Below are 19,435 nucleotides of genomic sequence, written 5' to 3'. Positions count from 1 at the left end.
CATACGCAGACAGGCATGAAACGGACAGTTGTCATGGATGACGGGTGGTCACGTCCGATTAACGGACACTCCGGGCCTGTGCCCGTTACACCCGCCGACAGCGGAGAGTGACGCAGATCGCATACGGAAAAGGCGCCGCCCGGCACCCTCCCGAAGGAGCGTGCCGGGCGGCGCCCGGGGTGGTGCTTAGTTCTTCTTGGCGCGCGAGGCCGTGCGGCCGCGCTCCTTCTGGTCCAGGACGACCTTGCGGATGCGCACGGTCTCCGGGGTCACCTCGATGCACTCGTCCTCGCGGCAGAACTCGAGGCTCTGCTCCAGCGAGAGCTTGCGCGGCGGCACCAGGTTCTCGGTGGTGTCGGAGGAAGCCGCACGCATGTTGGTGAGCTTCTTCTCCTTGGTGATGTTGATGTCCATGTCGTCCTGGCGCGAGTTCTCGCCGACGATCATGCCCTCGTACACCTCGGTGGTGGGCTCGACGAAGAGCGTGCCGCGCTCCTGGATGCCCATCATCGCGAACGGCGTCACGACGCCCGCGCGGTCGGCCACCAGCGAACCGTTGTTGCGCATCCGGAGCTCGCCGAACCACGGCTCGTGGCCCTCGAAGATGGAGTGCGCGATGCCCGTGCCGCGGGTGTCGGTGAGGAACTGGGTGCGGAAGCCGATCAGGCCGCGCGAGGGGACGATGAACTCCATGCGGACCCAGCCGGAGCCGTGGTTCGTCATGGTCTCCATGCGGCCCTTGCGGGTCGCCATCAGCTGGGTGATGGCGCCGAGGTACTCCTCGGGGCTGTCGATGGTCATCCGCTCGACCGGCTCGTGGACCTTGCCGTTGATGACCTTGGTGACGACCTGCGGCTTGCCGACGGTCAGCTCGAAGAGCTCCCGGCGCATGGTCTCGACCAGGATGGCCAGCGCGAGCTCACCACGGCCCTGGACCTCCCAGGCGTCCGGACGCTCGGTCGGCAGCACGCGGAGCGAGACGTTACCGATCAGCTCGCGGTCCAGGCGGTCCTTCACCATGCGGGCGGTGACCTTGTGGCCCTTGCCGCCCTTGCCGACCAGCGGCGAGGTGTTGGTGCCGATGACCATGGAGATGGCCGGCTCGTCCACCGTGATCAGCGGCAGCGCGACGGGGTTCTCCAGGTCGGCGAGGGTCTCACCGATCATGATCTCGGGGATGCCGGCGACGGCGCAGATGTCACCGGGGCCCGCCACCTCGGCCGGCTTGCGGGTGAGCGCCTCGGTCATCAGCAGCTCGGTGATCTTGACCTGCTGGACCGAGCCGTCGCGCTTCATCCACGCGACCTGCTGGCCCTTGCGCAGCTCGCCCTGCTCGATGCGGCAGAGCGCGATGCGGCCGAGGAAGTTGTCGGCGTCCAGGTTGGTGACGTGGGCCTGGAGCGGGGCGTCCTCGTCGTAGGTCGGGGCCGGGACGTGCTCGAGGATCGTGGAGAAGAACGGCTCCAGCGAGGTGCTGTCGGCCGGGACGGTGCCGTTCTCCGGCTTGGTCATCGAGGCGACGCCGTCACGCGCACAGGCGTAGACGATCGGGAACTCGATCTGGTCCTCGGTGGCGTCCAGGTCCAGGAAGAGGTCGTAGGTCTCGTTGATGACCTCGTCGATCCGGGAGTCCGGACGGTCGGTCTTGTTGATGCAGAGGATGACCGGCAGCTTGGCGGTCAGGGCCTTGCGGAGCACGAAGCGGGTCTGCGGCAGCGGACCCTCGGAGGCGTCGACCAGGAGGACGACCGCGTCGACCATCGACAGGCCGCGCTCGACCTCGCCACCGAAGTCGGCGTGGCCCGGGGTGTCGATGATGTTGATCGTGATCGGCGCGCCACCCTCCTTGGGGTGGTACTTGACCGCGGTGTTCTTCGCGAGAATGGTGATGCCCTTCTCGCGCTCGAGGTCGTTCGAGTCCATCATCCGGTCGTCGAGGTGCTGGTGGGCAGCGAAGGCGCCGGCCTGCTTCAGCATGGCGTCGACCAGGGTGGTCTTGCCGTGGTCGACGTGGGCGACGATGGCAACGTTGCGGATGTCATTGCGCGTGGGCATGCTGAGCGGATTCTCCCGGAATCGTGGGTTAGGCGCCCGGCTTACCACCTGCTACTACCGGCACCCGCCGGGCACGACATGCCACGGCTTCCTCCTATCGTACGGGGAACATCCCAACGGCGCGGAAACGGGCAGGTCCGGACGGGCGCTGTGCGCTCAAGATCACAACACGCGGGGCCCGATTCCGGCGCTGGTCAGGCGCGACCGGCCGGCTGACCAGGCACGCGGGATCAGGCCCGGAAGCCGATGTCCTGGAAACGCGGGGTGGTGAAGCCGAAGGCGCCGACGCCCGCGAGGGTGCCGCGGACGGCGACCAGGTCGGGGCGCTGGTAGAGCGGCACCGAGTGGGCCAGCTGCCAGATCCGGGCGTCGGCCTGCTGGAGCAGGTCGAGCCCGGCGGCCGGGTCGAGGGTGGCGGCGGCCCGGTCGAAGAGCTGGTCGATCTCCTCGGTGCCGGTGCGGGCGTAGTTGCGGCCCACCACCGGGAGGCCGTCCGGGCCGGGCTGCGGCTTGGCGTACCGGGCCCGCTCGGCCGCGGCCGGGTCGGCGGCGCCGGGCCAGGAGAAGAGCGCGAGGTCGTAGTCGCCGGTGGCCAGGTGGTCCTTGACGAAGGCGTCGAAGGGCGCCGGCTGGAGGTGGACGGCGACCCCGGCGGCGGCCAGGTCGGCGGCGATCGCCTCGGCGGTGCGGCGGGCGGTCACCGAGCCGTCCGGCAGCAGCAGGCCCAGGGCCAGCTCCTTGCCGTCCTTGCGGCGGGTCTGCCCCTGGGTCTTCCAGCCGGCCCGGTCGAGCAGCTCGGCCGCCGACTCCTCGCCGGCGCTGGCGCTGTTGTCCCGGTAGCCCTCCTGCCCGGCGAGCAGCAGGTGGCTGCCGAGGGCGGTGGCCGGCAGGCCGAGCGGGCCGAGGGCGGCGGTGGCGGCGTGGCCCCGGTCGACGGCCTTGGCCAGCGCGCGGCGCACCGTGAGGTCGGTGAGCGGGCCCCGGGCGGCGTTGAGGGTCAGCTGGGTGAGCGCCGTGCCGGGGGCGCGGTGCAGGGTGAGGCCCGGCAGGGCCTCGGCCCGCTTGAGCGCCTGGGCGCTGGCCTGGGCGAGGGCGGCGGCGTCCGGAGGTGCGGCGGCGCCGGCGGCGGGGGTGGGGACGGCCCGGTCGACGGTGGTGGTCAGCGCGGCCACGTCGAGCTTGCCGGCCTCCAGGGCGTCGAGCCGGGCGGCGGGCGGGGTGGCGGTGAAGTCGATCGCCTCGGCCTTGGCCCGGTCGCCCCACCACTTGGGGTTGCGGGCCAGCCGCAGCCGCCCGCTGGTGGTGTCGTACCCGACCAGGGCGAACGGGCCGGCCACCGCCCCGGGGGCGGTGAGGGGCTGGTTGAAGGCGGCCGGGGTGCTCGTCACGGCGGCCGGGTAGAGCGGGGTGAACAGCTCGCGCCAGCCCGCGTACGGCTGCTTGAAGCTGACCTTCACCTGGTGCGGGTCGGCCCCCTGGGCCACGGCGGCGATCGCGGCGTACCCGGCCGGGTGCTCGCCCTGGTAGGCCGGGTCGGCGCCGGAGAGGGCGTGCCACTGGGCCGCGAAGTCGGCGGCCGTGACGGGCTTGCCGTCGCTCCAGACCGCCGCCGGGTTGAGCCGGTAGGTGACGGTCTTCCCGTCCGGGGCGGCCTCGGCGCCGGCCAGGTAGTCGCCGTCGGGGGTCGGGTGGGCGTGCTCGTCCAGCCGGAAGAGGGTGGGCAGCAGCGCCTGGGCCAGCAGCTGGGACTCGGCGGTGGCGGTCGGCTGGTACACGTTGAGCGTGGCCGGCAGCGCGTCCAGCGCCCAGCGCACCGTGCCGCCGTCGCGCAGTTCGCTCCGGGGCGCGGCGGCGAGGTCGGCCGCCGCCGGCTGCGAGCCGGTCCGTTCCGAGGAGCAGGCGGCAAGCAGCAGGACGGCGGCGGCTACGGCGAGGCGGCGCATGGCTCCTCCGACGGTAGGTCAGTTGACCTGACAATCAGAGCGTGGCTATGCGCAGGGCTTACGGAGGACACGGGCTTCTGCGGGAGCGGGCCACCCGTTTGGGGGCGCGGGGCCCCGCTTGATCAACTGCGTGCGCGAAGTCGGAAGGAACGGTCTGATCGACTACCGCAGGGATCCGGTTGCACCCTGAACGGATAGTGCAACCGGGTCACTGCGTAAAAGTGCGGCGCGTACCTGGCTGGCCGCGCGGTTCCTCGCACCCCTGGTTTTACCTTGTCAGTTCGAACCAGACGATCTTGCCGGAGGGCGTCCGGCGGCTGCCCCAGCGTTCGGCGAGCAGGCTGACCAGCTGGAGGCCGCGGCCGCCCTCGTCGGTCTCCTGGGCGCGGCGCTGGCGGGGCTGGGCGTAGCCGTCGTCCCAGACCTCGCAGACCATGGTGCGGTCGCGCAGCAGGCGCAGCCGGATCTCGCCGCGGCCGTGCTTGAGGGCGTTGGTGACCAGCTCGCTGACCAGGAGTTCGGTGGTGTCGACCAGGTCCTCCATGCCGCGGACCAGGAGCCAGCCACAGGCGAGCTCGCGGGCCTTGCCGACCGAGGCCGGCTCGGAGGGGAGCCGCCAGTCCCCCACCGCGTCCTCGGGCAGGGCCTGGACCTTGGCCATCAGGAGGGCGATGTCGTCCTCGCCGTGGTGCGGGATGAGTTCGTCGAGCACCTCGTCGCAGAGCAGCTCGATCTGCCGGGAGCCGCCGTTCAGGGCGGTGCGGAAGGCCCGCAGGCCCTCGTCCAGCTGGTGCTTGCGGGATTCCACCAGGCCGTCGGTGTAGAGGCCGAGCACGGCGCCGTCCGGGAGGGGCACCTCGACCTCCTCGAAGGGCTCGCCGCCCACGCCGAGCGGCAGGCCGGGCGGCACGTCCAGCATCCGGGCCGGCTCGCCCGAGGCGAGCAGCACGGGCGGCAGGTGGCCGGCGTTGGCGAAGACGCAGCGCTGGGTGACGGCGTCGTAGACGGCGTAGACGCAGGTGGCGAGGTAGAGCTCCGGGTCCTCGCCGGGCGAGGAGGTGTCGCCGCCGAGGCCGCGGGCGATCTCGTCCAAGGCGGTGAGCACCTCGGCCGGGTCGAGGTCGAGCATGGCCAGGGTGCGCACCGCGGTGCGCAGCTGGCCCATCGCGACGGCGGCCCGCAGGCCGCGGCCCATCACGTCGCCGATCACCAGCGCGGTGCGGCTGCCGGGCAGCGGGATGACGTCGAACCAGTCGCCGCCGACCTCGGTGTTGTTGTTGCTGGGCAGGTAGCGGCGGGCGATCTCCAGGCCGGTGGCGGCCGGGTTGCCCGGGGGCAGCAGGCTGCGCTGCAGGATCAGCGCGCGCTCGTGCTCGCGCCGGTAGAGCCGGGCGTTGTCCACGCAGACGGCGGCCCGGGCGACCAGCTCCTCGGCGATGGCCACGTCCCGGGCGTCGAAGGGCTCGCTGCCGATCGCGCGGGCCAGCTGGACCAGGCCGAGCACCTGGTCGCGGGCGACCAGCGGCACCACCAGGGTGGAGCGCAGCAGCGGGTCCGGGCCGGGCTGGGGCACCACGCTGCGGCCGGTGCGCAGCGCGCGGGCGTGCGGGGAGCGGCGCGGGTAACAGAGCGTGCCGCCCGCCTCGGCCACCGTGACCGTGCCCTCGGCGCCGAGCACGCTGGAGGCGCCACCGACCACGCTGGAGACGGCCACCCGGCGCAGCTCCCCGCAGCCGTCGGCCTGGCCGGGGCCGGTGGAGATCGGGCCGGAGTCGCCGCTGAGCAGCGCGGTGTAGAGATCGACGCTGGCCAGGTCGCAGAACTGCGGGACGATCACGTCCAGCAGCTCCTTGGCGGTGGTCTCCAGGTCGAGGGTGGAGCCGATGTGGCTGCTGGCCTCGTTGAGCAGCGCGAGGCTGCGCCGCACGCCGGCCGCCTCCCGCTCGGCGACGTGACGGCTCGTCACGTCCAGCACCTGGCCGGCCACGCCCATCGGGTGCCCGGCGGAGCTGTTCAGCCGGTAGAGCGAGATCGCCCAGCGGCGCACGCCCTCGGTGCGGCCGGTGGCCCGGGGGGCGGTGGGGCGCGGGGCGGCGGCGGTGAAGCGCAGGTCGAGCACCGGATCGCCGTCGGTCAGCACCTTGCGCATGGCCAGGGTGAGCCGCTCGGCCTCGCCGGGCAGGAAGAGGTCGTACGCGGTGAGGCCCTCGAACTCGGCCCGGGGCAGGCCCAGCCCGGCGGCGAAGGCGTCGTTCACCCGCTGCAGGCGCAGGTCGAGGCCGAAGAGGAAGAAGCCGGTCGGGGTCTGCCCGAAGACGGCCTCGGAGGCGGCCAGGTCGGTCTCGATCCGGCGCAGCCGGCCGAGGTCCACGGCCAGGCAGGTCGCGCCGGCGGTGCCGCCGCTCGCGCAGTCCGGCATCACGTACAGCTCGGCCAGGCTCTCGGCCCCGGCCGCGTCCCGGTAGGGGGCGGTGCCGATCCACTCCTCGCCGGCCAGGATCCGCTCCAGCCGGGCCCGGCCGCGCTGCCAGAGCTCGCGCGGCACGAACGCGGTGACCGGGTCGGCCCCGACCGCCTCGGCGGCGGGCACCCCGAAGAACTCAGCGGCCCGGCTGCTCCACTGGCTGATCAGCCCGTCCGGGCCGATCGCGAAGGTGGCGACCCGGATGTAGTCGTAGATCGACCCGGGCTGGCCGTACCCCCAGCCCCCGGGCAGCTCCGGCCCGGCCTGGCCGGGCACCAGGGGTGCCTCGCGGTGCGGCGCCGGGTGCCCGGGCACGGCCTGTCCGGGTACGGCGGCATGGTCGCTGCCACTCGGCGCGCTCCACGCCGGGATGCTGTTCAACGGACCGACCCCTCCAACCCGCGCCCATCCGGATGTCGAGAAGACCGAGTATTCATCATCGGAGTGCGGGCGCACACGTCCGTTACATCACAACATCGAATCAGGCTCTCGCCGCTCAGGCCCTTACCCGGCCCGCCCTCGCCGAATCTCCGCGAGAATTTCGTACAACCTTCCGGTCCCCTCGGCAGTCTTGCCCCTTCGGTACCGCCCGTACCGGCGCTACCACCGGTCACTTCTCCAGGGGACAACCATGCGTCGCCACCGCACCGCCGCCCTCGCGGCCCTCGTCCTGTCGATCACCGCCGGCCTCCCACTGGCCGGTGTCGCCCACGCCGACACCCTCGACCTGTACGTGGACAAGAACGCCGAGGCCTGCACCGACACCGGCGCGGGCAGCCAGGCCACCCCGTACTGCACCCTCCCGGCCGCCGCGGCGGCGGCCCAGGCCGGGCAGACCGTGCACATCGCCCAGGGCTACTACCCCGGCGACGTCCACCTGACCCGCTCCGGGAAGCCCGGCGCCCCGATCACCTTCGAGGGCCCGGACCAGCGGCCGGACTACGTGAAGCCCTACGCCTCGGTCGGCGAGTTCGGCGGCACCCACGGCTTCCTGGTGGACGGCGTGCACGACGTGGCGATCAAGCACCTCGTGACCCGGGGCACGCAGGACGCCGTCCTGGTGACCGGCTCCACCGACGTGACCCTGGACGACGTCACGGTGTACAGCTCGGGCGGGGGCGACCAGAAGGGCACCACCTACCCGAGCGTGCACGTCACCGGAGCGAGCTCGGGCGTGCGGGTGACGCACAGTCAGATCGGTGGCGCCGAGCAGCAGGCGATCCTGGTCGACGGCGGCGCGACCGGGACGGTGCTCGCCGCCGACGACGTCGAGAGCAGCGCCGGGCAGGGCCTGGCCGTCTCCGGCGCCACCGGCACCGTGATCACCGGCAACACCGTCCGGGACACCGCCGGGATCGGCCTGGCCCTGAGCCACGGCGCGACCGGCACGAAGGTCGAGAACAACGTCTTCCTCGAATCCGCCCTCCCCGGCGGCGCGCCGGCCCGCCTCTCGGTGTCGGCCGACTCGCTCGAGGGCGCCAAGGCCGACTACAACGTGATCAGCACCGAGGCCGAGCACAAGTACGACTGGGGCGGGCAGCCCTACGAGGACCTCGCGGCGTTCCGGCAGGCGAGCGGTCAGGGCACCCACGACCTCACCGGGCCGTACGGCACCCTGGACGGCAGTCAGGAGGGCTCGGTGCTGATCGACTCGGCCGATCCGGCCGCCCTCGAGGAGCAGGCCACCGACGTGTTCGGCCTGCCCCGGGTCGACGACCCGCTGGTGCCGAACTCCGGGGGCGGGTACCACGACCGGGGTGCCTTCGAGTTCCAGCGACCGCCCGTCGTCCTGAGCATCACCGTCACCCCGCAGCCGAGCACCGCCCACCCGCTGGACGCCACCGTCGACTTCAAGGCCACCTCGCCCTGGGCCACCGGCACCACGACCTCGATCGACTTCGGCGACGGCACTCCGGTGGTGGACGCGGCGGCCTCGCCGCTCACCCACACCTTCCCCAAGACCGGCAGCTACCAGGTCAAGGCCGTCTCGACCGACAGCCTCGGCCAGAGCACCACCCGTACCCTGCCGGTCGAGATCAAGGGCCCGGCACCGATCACGGCCCTGCTGTCCGTCGTCCAGGACGCCGACCTGCTCTCGGTGCACGCCGTCGCCACCGCCGCGATCAGCCCCTGGCCGATCGCGAGCACCACCTTCGACTACGGCGACCACACCCCGGTCACCGCCCAGACGGTGCACAGCTACACCGGGCCCGGCACCTACACCGTCACCACCACCATGACGGACACCCAGGGCCGCACCGGCACCGCGACCTCGACGGTGACCATCGCGCCGGAGTTCGTGCCGACCAAGCCCACCCGCGTACTCGACACCCGCACCACCGGCACCCCCGTCGGCCCCGACGGCTCCTACAAGCTCAAGGTCGCCGGCGTCGCCGACCTCCCCGCAGCAGGTCGACTCACCGCCGTCCTGGTCAACCTGACGGCCACCCAGCCCACCGCGCCGAGCTACGTCACCGCCTACCCCACCGGCGGCACCCGCCCCACCGTCTCCAGCCTCAACTTCACCACCGGACAGACCGTCGCCAACGCCGCTGTCGTCCCCGTCGGCCCCGACGGCACCATCACCCTCTACAACCACACCGGCAAGGTCCACCTCGTCGCCGACATCCAGGGCTACTACGCCACCCAACTGCCCACCGCCGGCGCCGGCAACTTCATCGGCTCCTTCACCCCCACCCGCGCCCTGGACACTCGGGTGAACCACAGCCCGCTGGGCGCGAACGGCACCGTCAAGGTCAAGGTCCGTGGCACCGGCCTGCTCCCCGGCACCGCCCGCGCCGTCGTCCTCAACCTCACCGCTACCCAGCCCACCCAGAACGGCTACGTCACCGCCGACCCCGACGGCACCCCGCCCACCAGCTCCAGCCTCAACTTCGCCGCCGGCCAGACCATCGCCAACCAGGTCACCGTGCCCATCGACTCCGACGGCACCGTCACCCTCTACAACCACAACGGCAGCGTCCACCTCATCGCCGACATCCAGGCGTACTACGCCGCCCCCACCTCGGGCGTCGACCCGCTGCGCACCGTCGCCCCGACCCGCCTCCTGGACACCCGCACCACCCGCACCACCCTCGGCCCGGGCGGCACCACCCGCCTCAAGGTCCGCGGCGTGGCCGGTGTCCCGAACGACGCCACCGGTGTCCTGGTCAACCTGACGGCCACCAACACCACGGCCGCTGGCTTCCTCGCCGCCTACCCGGCCGGCACCACCCGCCCGAACACCTCGATCCTGAACTTCACCGCCGGCCAGACCGTCCCGAACCTCGCGTTCGTCCCAGTCTCCGCCGACGGCTCCATCGAGATCTACAACCACAGCGGCACCACCGACGTGCTGGTGGACATCCAGGGCTACGAGAACTGACCCCGCCCGGTGGGCCGACGCACCGTCGGCCCACCGAGCCCTGCCTACTCGAACGATCGCCGAAGTCCTCGTACAACCTTTCGCCGTTCTTGCCGGTCATCCCTCCCGGCACGTCCGCATCTGCCGTGCTGCAGCTCACCTCCGGGGGAACCACCTTGCGTCGCCACCGCACCGCCGCCGTCGCGGCCCTCGTCCTCTCTGCCACGGCCGGTCTCCCGCTGACCGGCGCCGCCCACGCCGCCAGCCTCGACCGGTACGTCGACAAGGGCGCCAAGTCCTGCACCGACACCTCCCCTGACGCGGGCAGCGAGACCACGCCCTACTGCACCATCTCGGCCGCCGCCTCGACCGCGAAGCCCGGGCAGACAGTGCACATCAGCGCGGGCGAGTACGGGGAGGAGGTGCACATCACCCGCTCCGGGGCGCCCGGGGCGCCCATCACTTTCATCGGCTCGACCAGGCTGGCCACCCCCTACCGGCCCACGACCGACGGGGTGTCCCTGGAGGGTGTGCACGACGTGGTGGTGCGCGGGTTGGACGCGCAGAGCGCGGGGACCGACTTCCTGGTCTCCGACTCCAGCCACGTCGTCCTGGACCACGATCAGGCCCTGCCCCACCGCTCGCCGACCACCGGCATCCGCGTCACCGGGCACAGCAGCGACGTGACGGTGAGCCGGAACACCGTGACGTGGACGGGCGACGGCATCGTCGTCGACCCGGGGGTCACCCACGCCGTGATCACGACCAACCTCGCCTACCTGTCGGCCGGCAACGGCATCCGGGTGACCGACGCCCCGGGCACGATCGTCACCGGCAACTCCCTGAGCACCGAGTGCGCCACCGGCATCGTCCTCGCCGGAGCCTCCTCCGGCGCCTCCATCGAGAACAACGTCATCATCGGCCCGTACGGCCCGCTGACCTGCCCGCCCGGGAACACCATGATCGGCGAGATCTCTGTCTCGGCCGCCTCGGCCTCCGGCACCACGGCCGACTACAACGTGGTCCCCTCGTCGCCCCAGCCGTCCTACGAGTGGGCCGGGGAGAGCCATGCCGACCCCGCAGCCTTCCACGCCGCAACCGGCCAGGGCGCGCACGACCTGATCGACCACTCCGACAGGACCGGAAGCGAGATGGTCGACTCGGCTGACCAGAACGCCCCCGGCGAGTTGGACACCGACATCGACGGCAACCCCCGGGTCGACGACCCGCTGGTCCCCGACACCGGTACGGGCAAGGGCTACTACGACCGCGGCGCGAAGGAGCGGACCGACAGCGTGTGGGGGTCAGCCTCGCCGCAGCAGATGTTCGACGGGGACAACCCCTACGAGGTGACGATGACCGTCACGGGGGGCTCCGCCTGGTCGACCATGGCCCGGACCACCCTGGACTTCGGCGACGGCAGCGCCCCCGTCACCTACCCTGGCCTTCCTCGGGCAAAGCACACCTACGCCAAGCCCGGCCTCTACTACGGGTCCGTCACGGTGACCGACGCCCTCGGCGCGAGCGCCACCGACACCGTCGCCATCAGCGTCAAGGACGCCCCGGTCGTCCCCCAGCTCCAGGTCTGGCGGACCGACCCCCAAGGCCGAGCCGTCGACGGCCTGCCGCTGCGGGTGCGCACCGCATATACCGCCCAGCACAGTCGGCCGATCGTCGGCGCGTCCTACGACTACGGCGACGGCACCCCCGCGACCACCGAACTCGAACACACCTACGCCAAGCCGGGCGCGTACCGGATCACGCTGACCGCCACCGACGACCACGGCAGCTCCGGCTCCTCCTCCCAGCAGATCACCGTCGGCGCCGAGTACGTGGCGACCAAGCCGACCCGGCTGCTCGACACCCGGACCAGCCGCGCGGTCGGCCCCGGCCAGAGCGTGAAAATCGACGTCTCCCACGCCCCCGGCGTCCAGGGCTTCCCCACCGCCGTGCAGCTCAACCTGACGGCCACCCAGCCGACCGCCGCCGGCTACGTCTCCGCCTACCCGAGTGGTGGCACCCGGCCGACCGTCTCCAGCCTCAACTTCACCGCCGGGCAGACCGTGGCCAACGCCGCCGTCGTCCCCGTCGGCCCCGACGGCACCATCACCCTCTACAACCACAGCGGCACCACCCAGCTGATCGCCGACCTGAACGGCTACTACACGACCGAGCGGCAGGCGGCCGAGCTGTTCCGCGTCGAGCCGACCCGCGTCCTCGACACCCGCACCGGGCTCGGCGACAGCCGCACCACGGTGTTCGGCCCCCCGCTGACCAGGTTGGGCGCCGACGAGACGCTGGCCGTCAAGGTGGCCAAGGCGGGCGTGCCGGCAAACGCCACCTCGGTGACGCTCAACCTGACCGCCACCGGCGGGACGGAGAGCAGCTACATCAGCGCCCGGCCGGGCACCTCGAACCTGAACTTCGCGGCCGGGCAGACGGTGGCCAACCAGGTGACCCTGCCGCTCGAGGCCGACGGCTCCGTGCACCTGTTCAACCACAACGGCCAGGTGCACCTGATCGCCGACGTCCAGGGCTACAGCGAGTACCAGTCGGGCGGCGCCCCGTACGTGCCGGTCGCCCCGACCCGGCTGCTCGACACCCGGGCCACCCACAACACCCTCGGCCAGGGCGGCGCGCTGAGCATCAGGGTGGCCGGCTCCGCCGGGGTGCCGACGGGCGCGAAGTCCGTGCTGGTGAACCTGACCGCCACCAACCCGACCACCGCGGGCTACCTGACCGCCTACGCGGCGGGCGCCGCCCGCCCGACCACCTCGAACCTCAACTTCACCGCCGGACAGACCGTGCCCAACCTGGCCATGGTGCCGCTCTCGGCCGACGGCTCGATCGAGGTCTACAACTTCCGCGGCCGCACCGACGTGGTGATCGACATCCAGGGCTACGTCAGCTGATCACCACCGTACAACCCCCCGTCATCTGGAGCTGATCAACTCCGGTGGGCCGACGCGTAGTTGGCCCACCGGGCCGGGCGGAATACCCCGGCATCATCTTCAGGGGGACAACTCTTGCGTCACCTACGCACCACCGCACTGGCCGCCCTCGTGCTCTCCGCCACCGGCGGGCTGCCGCCGGCGGCGCCGGCGCAGGCCGCCGCGGCCGACCTCTACGTGGACAACGGGCGGTCCTGCTCCGACACGGCGCCCGACGCGGGCACCGAGCAGGACCCGTACTGCTCCGCGCAGGCCGCCGCCGACGCCGCGCAGCCGGGCCAGACGGTGCACCTCTCCGCCACCGACTTCCGGACCGGCCTGCACCTGACCCGCTCCGGGAGGGCCGGCGCGCCGATCACCTTCCTCGGGACGCTCATTCCGTCCGCCCGCCACGAGGGCGCGCAGAGCAGGATCGGCGCGCTGACGGTGGACGGCGCCCACGACCTGGTGCTCCGCCTGATCCAGGTGGCCGACGGCACGGCGGACGTCACCGTGACCGGCTCCAGCCGGATCACACTGGACCGGATGACTCTCAACGCCTACCAGGCGCACACCACCCCGACCGTGCACCTCACGGGGCAGAGCAGCGACGTGACGGTGAGCCGCAGCTGGATCTCGGCCACCGGCGACGCCGTCCTGGTCGACCAGGGCGTGCAGGGGGCCGTGGTCACCACCGACAACATCGACACCTGGGGTGCCGGCGCCGGCGTCCGCGTCCTCGACGCGACCGGCGCCGCGGTGACCAGCAACACCGTCGAGACCGCGTGCGGCCCGGGGATCGCCCTCGGCGCGGCCGCCACCGGCACCACGGCCGAGAACAACGTGCTGATCGGGCGCGGCGACACATCCAACCCGCCGCAGCCCTGCGCACCCGACCGGGCCGACCTCACCGTCGCGGCCGGTGCCGCCGGCACCAAGGCGGACTACAACGCCTTCCACCACACCGGCGACCACGCCATGTACTCCTGGGCCGGTCAGCCCTACGCCGACGCGGCCGCCCTGCACGCCGCCACCGGCCAGGGCGGGCACGACCTGGCCGGCCTCACCGACAGCACGCTGACCCAGCCCGCACTGATCGACTCGGCCGACCAGTACGCCCCCGGCGAGCTGGACACCGACAGCTGGGGCCACCGCCGGGTGGACGACCCGCAGGTGGCGAACACCGGTACCGGGGGCGGCTACTACGACCGGGGCGCGACCGAGTACGGCGACCCGATGTCGATCCACGCCACCCCGGAGCAGCGGTTCACCGGGACGGACCCGTACGAGGTCACCTTCAGCGGGCCGTTCGTCTCGCCCTGGGGGCCCGCCACCGCCTCGCTGGACTTCGGGGACGGCAGCGACCCGGTCCCGTTCACCGGCGCGGACCTCAAGCACGTCTACCCCAAGGCCGGCCCGTACGCCGTGAAGCTGACCGTGACCGACGTCGCGGGCACCGTCACCTTCCCCCAGACCTTCCAGGTGCAGGAGCCGGCCCCGCCGAAGGTCACCGTGGACGTCACCCCGTGGGCCCCCACCGGGCAGACCGGGCCGCACCAGGTCTGGATCACCGAGCACCTGACGAACAGCTGGCCGGTGGTGAACAACACCGTCGACTTCGGCGACGGCACGAAGCTGCCCGGGGACGCCACCCGCGAGGTGACCCACGCCTACGCCAAGCCGGGCGACTACCCGGTGACCGTCACCGTGACCGACGGCAAGGGCCAGGTCGGGACGACCACCGCCCACGCGATCGTCGGCGACGGCTTCGTCCGGCTCACGCCCGCCCGGGTGCTCGACACCCGCACCGGCGGGGGCACCCCGGTCGGCCCGGGCCAGAGCGTGAAGATCGACGTGGCCCACGCCGCCGGGGTGAAGACCACACCCAGCGCCGTACTGCTCAACCTGACGGCCACCCAGCCGACGGCTGCCGGCTTCGTCACCGCCTTCCCGAGCGGCAGCCCCCGGCCGACCGTCTCCAGCCTCAACTTCACCGCCGGGCAGACCGTGGCCAACGCCGCCGTCGTCCCGGTCGGCCCCGACGGCACCATCACCCTCTACAACCACAGCGGCACCACCCAGCTGATCGCCGACCTGAACGGCTACTACACGACCGCCGAGCCCGGCGCCCGGTTCGCGGCGCTCGACGCCCAGCGGGTGGCGGACACCCGCGGGAACTGGCCCACCGGCAAGCTCGGCCCCGGCGGCACGGTGACCATCCCGCTGCGCGGCGGGGTGGGCCACGACTACGTGCCGGAGGACGCCACTTCGGTGGTGCTCAACCTGACGGCCACCGGGGCGACCGAGCCCGGGTACGTGAGCGGCCAGCCGGGCACGTCCAACCTCAACTTCGCGGCCGGGCAGACCGTCGCCAACCAGGTGACCCTGCCGATCGCGCCGGACGGCACCGTCACCCTGTTCAACCACAACGGCCAGGTGAACCTCGTCGCGGACGTCCAGGGCAGCTACGGCCCGACGGGGAGCCTGTACGTGCCGGCCACCCCGACCCGGTACCTGGACACCCGCACCGACCGCAGCACCTTCCACGCCGGGGAGTTGCGGCAGTACCGGATCGGCGGCCAGGCGGGCGTGCCGGCCGGGGCGAAGGCCGTGCTGGTCAACCTGACGGCCGTGAACCCGACCGCGGCCGGCTACCTCGGCGCGGGCGACCTCATCGCCGGGACCTCCTCGGCGCTGAACTTCGCCAAGGGGCAGACGGTGGCCAACCTGGTCTGGGTGCGGCTGCTGAACGACGCCTTCGACCTCTACAACTTCACCGGCGACACCGACGTGGTGGTGGACGTGCAGGGCTACACGATGTAGGCGGGCTCCAGCGTCGCGTCCGGCTCGGGCTCGCCGCCGTCCACGGCGAGCTCGAACCAGACCACCTTGCCCATCCCCTCCGCGCGGGTGCCCCAGCGCAGGGCCAGCCGGCGGACCAGCTCCAGGCCCCGGCCGCCCTCGTCGGCCTCGGCCGCGTGGCGCTCGCGCGGGGGGTCGGGCAGCGGGTCGGAGATCTCCACCAGCAGGGTGTCGCCGAGGGTGAGCCGCACCCCGATCGGCGCGCTCGCGTACCGGACGGAGTTGGTGACCAGCTCGCTGACCAGCAGCTCGGCCGTGTCGGTCAGCCGCTCCACGCCCCACTCGGTGAGCGTGCCGCGCACCAGGCGGCGGGCCCGGGAGACGGCCGTCGGCTCGGCCGGCAGCGTCCAGCCGGCCGTCGGCGTGCCCGCCTGGCCCCGGCTCAGCCGGGCCAGCAGCAGCGCCACGTCGTCCGGCTCGCGCCCCTGCTCCATCGTCTCCAGCACCGCCTCGCAGGCCTGCTGGATCGAGGCGTACGGCTGCTCCAGGACGGCCAGCAGCCGGCCGAGCCCCACATCCAGGTCCTTGTCCCGGGATTCGACCAGCCCGTCCGTGCAGAGCGCCAGCAGGCTGCCCTCCGGGATCTCCAGCTCGATCGACTCGAACGGCACCCCGCCCACGCCCAGCGGCGCGCCCGAGGGGAGGTCGAGCACCCGGCCGACCCCGCCGGTCAGCGCCGAGCCGATCCGGGTGGCCTCCTGGGCCGGCTCCGCGGGCACGATCAGCACCGGCGGGATGTGGCCCGCCTTGGTGGCCGTCAGCTTCCGGGTGGCCGGGTCGAAGACCACGTACACGCAGGTGGCGAGCAGCGCCTCGTCCGGGCCCTGGGCCAGGTCGTCGGCCAGCTCGTGGACGTGCCGCAGCAGCACGTCCGGCGGCAGGTCGAGCCCGGCCAGGGTGCGCACCGCGGTGCGCAGCCGCCCCATCGTGGCGGCGGCCCGCAGGCCGTGGCCCATCACGTCGCCGACCACCAGCGCGGTGCGGTCGCCGGGCAGCGGGATCACGTCGAACCAGTCGCCGCCCACCTCGGTGCCGCTGCTGCCCGGCACGTACCGGTAGGCCACCTCCACCCCGGTGGGCTGCGGCACCTGCTGCGGCAGCAGGGTGCGCTGGAGGGTGAGGGCGGCGGTGCGCTCGCGGGCGTAGAGCCGGGCGTTGTCCAGCGAGGAGCCGGCCCGGTCGGCCAGCTCCACGGTGAAGGCCAGGTCGTCCCGGTCGAAGCCCTCCCGGTAGCCGGAGCGGCTGACCACCAGCAGGCCGATCACGATGCCCCGGGCCCGCAGCGGCACCACCAGCCGCGAGTGCACCCCGAGGTCGTGGGCGGCCTGCACCTTCGGATCGCCGGGGTAGCTGAGGTCGCTCAGCTCGGCCGGGGAGGTGAGCAGCTCGGGCACGCCGGTGCGCAGCACCCGGCCGAAGGCGGAGTCCTCGGCGAAGGTGATCCGGGCGCCCCGGCGCAGCATCACCTCGACCTCGGCGCCGTCCTGCACCGAGGCCACGCCGAGCTGGAGCAGGGAGGTGCGGCGGTCGTGCCCGTGCCGGGGCAGGTCGTCGCCGTGCGCCACCGCCTGCAGCAGGATCACGGCGGCGAAGTCGGCCAGCCGGGGCACCACGGCCCCGGCCAGCTCCTGGGCGATCCGGGAGGCGTCGAGCAGGTCGCCGACCCGGGAGCCGAACTCGTTGAGCAGCGAGAGCCGCCGGCGGGCGTGCTCGACCTTGGCCACCGCCCGGTACCGGTCGGTCACGTCCATCACGGTGCCGGAGATGCCGAGCACCTTGCCGGCCCGGTCGGTCATCCGGCTGTACGAGATGGAGCGGAAGCCGGAGCGGGCGGTGGAGGGGGCGGCCAGCGTGACGTCGATGACCGGCTCGCCGGTGGCCAGGACCTGGCGCTGGATCGCGGTGATCTCGTCGGCGGAGCGCTCGGGCAGCGTCTCCCCGGTGGTGCGGCCGACGTGGTCCTCGGCCGAGAGGCCGTTCATCTCGGCCAGGGTCTGGTTGACGGCGGTGTAGCGCAGGTCGGTGTCGAGGATCGCGATGCCGAGCGGGGACTGCTCGAACAGCGCGTCGCGCACCGCGAGGTCGCGCTCCACGGCCTGCAGGGCGGCCGCCTCGGCCAGCGCGACCTGGAGGAAGGGGGTGCCGTCGCCGTCCACCAGCAGCGAGATCCGGGTCTCGACCGGCACCCGGGGGCCGTCCCGGTGGCGCAGCGCGGTGAGGCCGAGCCAGTCGCCCCGTCGCAGCGTCTCCTCGATCGCGGCGCGGGTCTGCGCGATCAGCTCCTCGTCGATCATCAGCTCCTCGATCCGGCGGCCCACCAGCAGCTCGCTGGGCCAGCCGAGCAGCCGCTCGGCCGCCGGGCTCCAGAGCACCACCCGGCCGGCGGTGTCGAGGATCGCGATGGCCACCTTCACCACGTCGAGCAGGCTGCCGCGCTCCGTCGGACGCGGCCCGAAGGCCGGCCCCGGTCGGCCCGGGCCGACCGGGAAGGGCTCGGCGGGGGCGCCCCGGACGCCGGGGGTCTCGTACGCGAGCCGGGCCCGCCCCGGAACGGCGGCCGACGGCCCGGCGGGCGCCCCACCGGCGGGGGCCGCCTCGCGGCGGCGGCGCAGCATCGGCGGGGTGGCAGCGCGCGCACCGGCGGCTTCGGGGGCGGCCTGGGGGCCTCGACGCCGCAGGCGGGCCCGGGCGGCGGCGCTGCCCTTGTTGCTACCCGTACTCGACACCGACGGGGCCTCCCTCACCTATGGTGACGAATACTGTCGAACAGTGACATACCCCGGGGAATGGCCGGATATCCCGGCAATTCGGGTCATCTTTTCCGATTGACCTACCTGGGCTAAGCGGTTCTCCGCCCTACTCGAAGGTCGGTCGGCGGGTGCTGTCCGCCTCGCGTAGACGGTCGGTCGGCGAACGACCGGGCAGTCAGCCGCGCAGCAGTGCGGCGACGTGCGGCAGCACCTCGCGGTCGTGGTCCAGCCACTCCACCTCGCCCAGCTGCTCGGGCCCGAGCCAGCGCAGCTCCGAGTGGTCCTCCAGCGGCTCGGGCTCGCCCGAGACCAGCTCGGCCGCCCAGATCCGCAGCTCCAACCCCGGCCGCACCGCCCAACGGCCCGGCAGCGGCCCGAGCGCCCGGGCCCGCACCCCCAGCTCCTCGTGCAACTCGCGCTCCAGGGCCTGCTCGGGCGTCTCCCCCGGCTCGGCCTTGCCCCCGGGGAACTCCCAGAACCCCGCCACGGCGGGCGGCGCACTGCGGCGGGCCGCCAGCACCCGCCCCCGGTGGATCAGGGCACCCCCGATCACCAGCCGGGCCCCGGCACCCTCGCTCGCGGTCCCGTTCTCGTTCACGCCGTCGTCCATGCCGTCGTCCATGCCGTCATCCATGCCGTCATCCATGCGCGAGAGCCTAGGACGCGGCGAGGTGGCTCAGGACGCGGCGGGGCGCTCTCGCTCTCGACCCAGTAGAGCTGCTTGTGGCCACGGGCCTCGTACTCGGCGGCGAGCGCCTCGGCGGCGGGCCGGGTGAGGCCCTTGGCGAGCAGGAAGCGGTTGCCGTTGTCGTCCTGCCGCATCACCCGGTACGTGGTGGTCATGCCTTGACGATAGGCGGCGGACCCGGCCCGGTGGGGGGCAGGCCGGGCCCGATGCGGTGAGACCTTACCGGTCGGTTGTTACTGATGGGTAGAGGTGTTGTTAACGCGGGGTCAGCCCGCGGGCGCGGCGGCCCGGGGGTGACGAAGGTCCGGCCGGCCCCGGGCCCTGCGGCCCTGCCCAGCGCGGTGGCGGCTGGCTAGCTTCGGAGGCGGGAGCCCCCTCG

Annotated in this window: 9 protein-coding genes; 3 read left to right on the top strand and 6 right to left on the bottom strand. The window is 73.0% G+C overall.

Annotated features, from left to right (window positions below; all coding sequences use genetic code 11):
* Positions 1-186: 186 nt before the first annotated feature.
* From typA to CFP65_RS24040, 3 genes are all read right to left on the bottom strand, one after another.
* Positions 187-2,055 carry a translational GTPase TypA gene (gene typA / locus CFP65_RS24050; RefSeq protein WP_104818144.1) on the bottom strand — a complete coding sequence of 623 codons (1,869 nt, stop codon included), beginning with the start codon at positions 2,053-2,055 and terminating at the stop codon, positions 187-189.
* 230 nt (positions 2,056-2,285) lie between these two features.
* Positions 2,286-3,998 carry an ABC transporter family substrate-binding protein gene (locus CFP65_RS24045; protein ID WP_104818143.1) on the bottom strand — a complete coding sequence of 571 codons (1,713 nt, stop codon included), beginning with the start codon at positions 3,996-3,998 and terminating at the stop codon, positions 2,286-2,288.
* Between the two features lie 268 nt (positions 3,999-4,266).
* On the bottom strand, positions 4,267-6,843 hold the full coding sequence (locus tag CFP65_RS24040; RefSeq protein ID WP_371682452.1) for a SpoIIE family protein phosphatase: 2,577 nt from the start codon (positions 6,841-6,843) through the stop codon (positions 4,267-4,269).
* 250 nt (positions 6,844-7,093) lie between these two features.
* Between CFP65_RS24040 and CFP65_RS24035 the strand changes: the two genes are divergently transcribed.
* The 3 genes from CFP65_RS24035 (at position 7,094) to CFP65_RS24025 (ending at position 15,579) form a co-directional block, all read left to right on the top strand.
* Positions 7,094-9,847: a PKD domain-containing protein gene (locus CFP65_RS24035; RefSeq protein WP_158702338.1), complete on the top strand. Its 2,754-nt coding sequence runs from the start codon at positions 7,094-7,096 to the stop codon at positions 9,845-9,847.
* A gap of 155 nt (positions 9,848-10,002) precedes the next feature.
* Positions 10,003-12,738, top strand: coding sequence for a PKD domain-containing protein (locus tag CFP65_RS42190; RefSeq protein ID WP_158702337.1), 2,736 nt, complete (start codon positions 10,003-10,005; stop codon positions 12,736-12,738).
* A 114-nt stretch (positions 12,739-12,852) separates the two neighbouring features.
* Positions 12,853-15,579 carry a PKD domain-containing protein gene (locus CFP65_RS24025; RefSeq protein WP_104818139.1) on the top strand — a complete coding sequence of 909 codons (2,727 nt, stop codon included), beginning with the start codon at positions 12,853-12,855 and terminating at the stop codon, positions 15,577-15,579.
* On the opposite strand, the gene CFP65_RS24020 is transcribed toward CFP65_RS24025, so the two are convergent.
* The 3 genes from CFP65_RS24020 to CFP65_RS42570 form a co-directional block, all read right to left on the bottom strand.
* Entirely contained in the window at positions 15,567-18,344 is a 2,778-nt protein-coding gene (locus tag CFP65_RS24020) for a SpoIIE family protein phosphatase (RefSeq protein WP_254552538.1), read from the bottom strand. The genes CFP65_RS24025 and CFP65_RS24020 overlap by 13 nt on opposite strands.
* A gap of 199 nt (positions 18,345-18,543) precedes the next feature.
* A complete protein-coding gene (locus CFP65_RS24015) occupies positions 18,544-19,014 on the bottom strand; it encodes a (deoxy)nucleoside triphosphate pyrophosphohydrolase (RefSeq protein WP_371682451.1) in 471 nt (156 codons plus the stop codon).
* Complete coding sequence (locus tag CFP65_RS42570) at positions 18,963-19,211, bottom strand: hypothetical protein (protein WP_104818138.1); 249 nt, start codon at positions 19,209-19,211, stop codon at positions 18,963-18,965. The genes CFP65_RS24015 and CFP65_RS42570 overlap by 52 nt, the downstream gene beginning before the upstream one ends.
* Positions 19,212-19,435: the final 224 nt, after the last annotated feature.

Source organism: Kitasatospora sp. MMS16-BH015 (genome assembly GCF_002943525.1).
Lineage (GTDB): Bacteria > Actinomycetota > Actinomycetes > Streptomycetales > Streptomycetaceae > Kitasatospora.
Note: the sequence above shows the minus strand (reverse complement) of the source record. Positions and strands in the feature narration are given on the sequence as shown.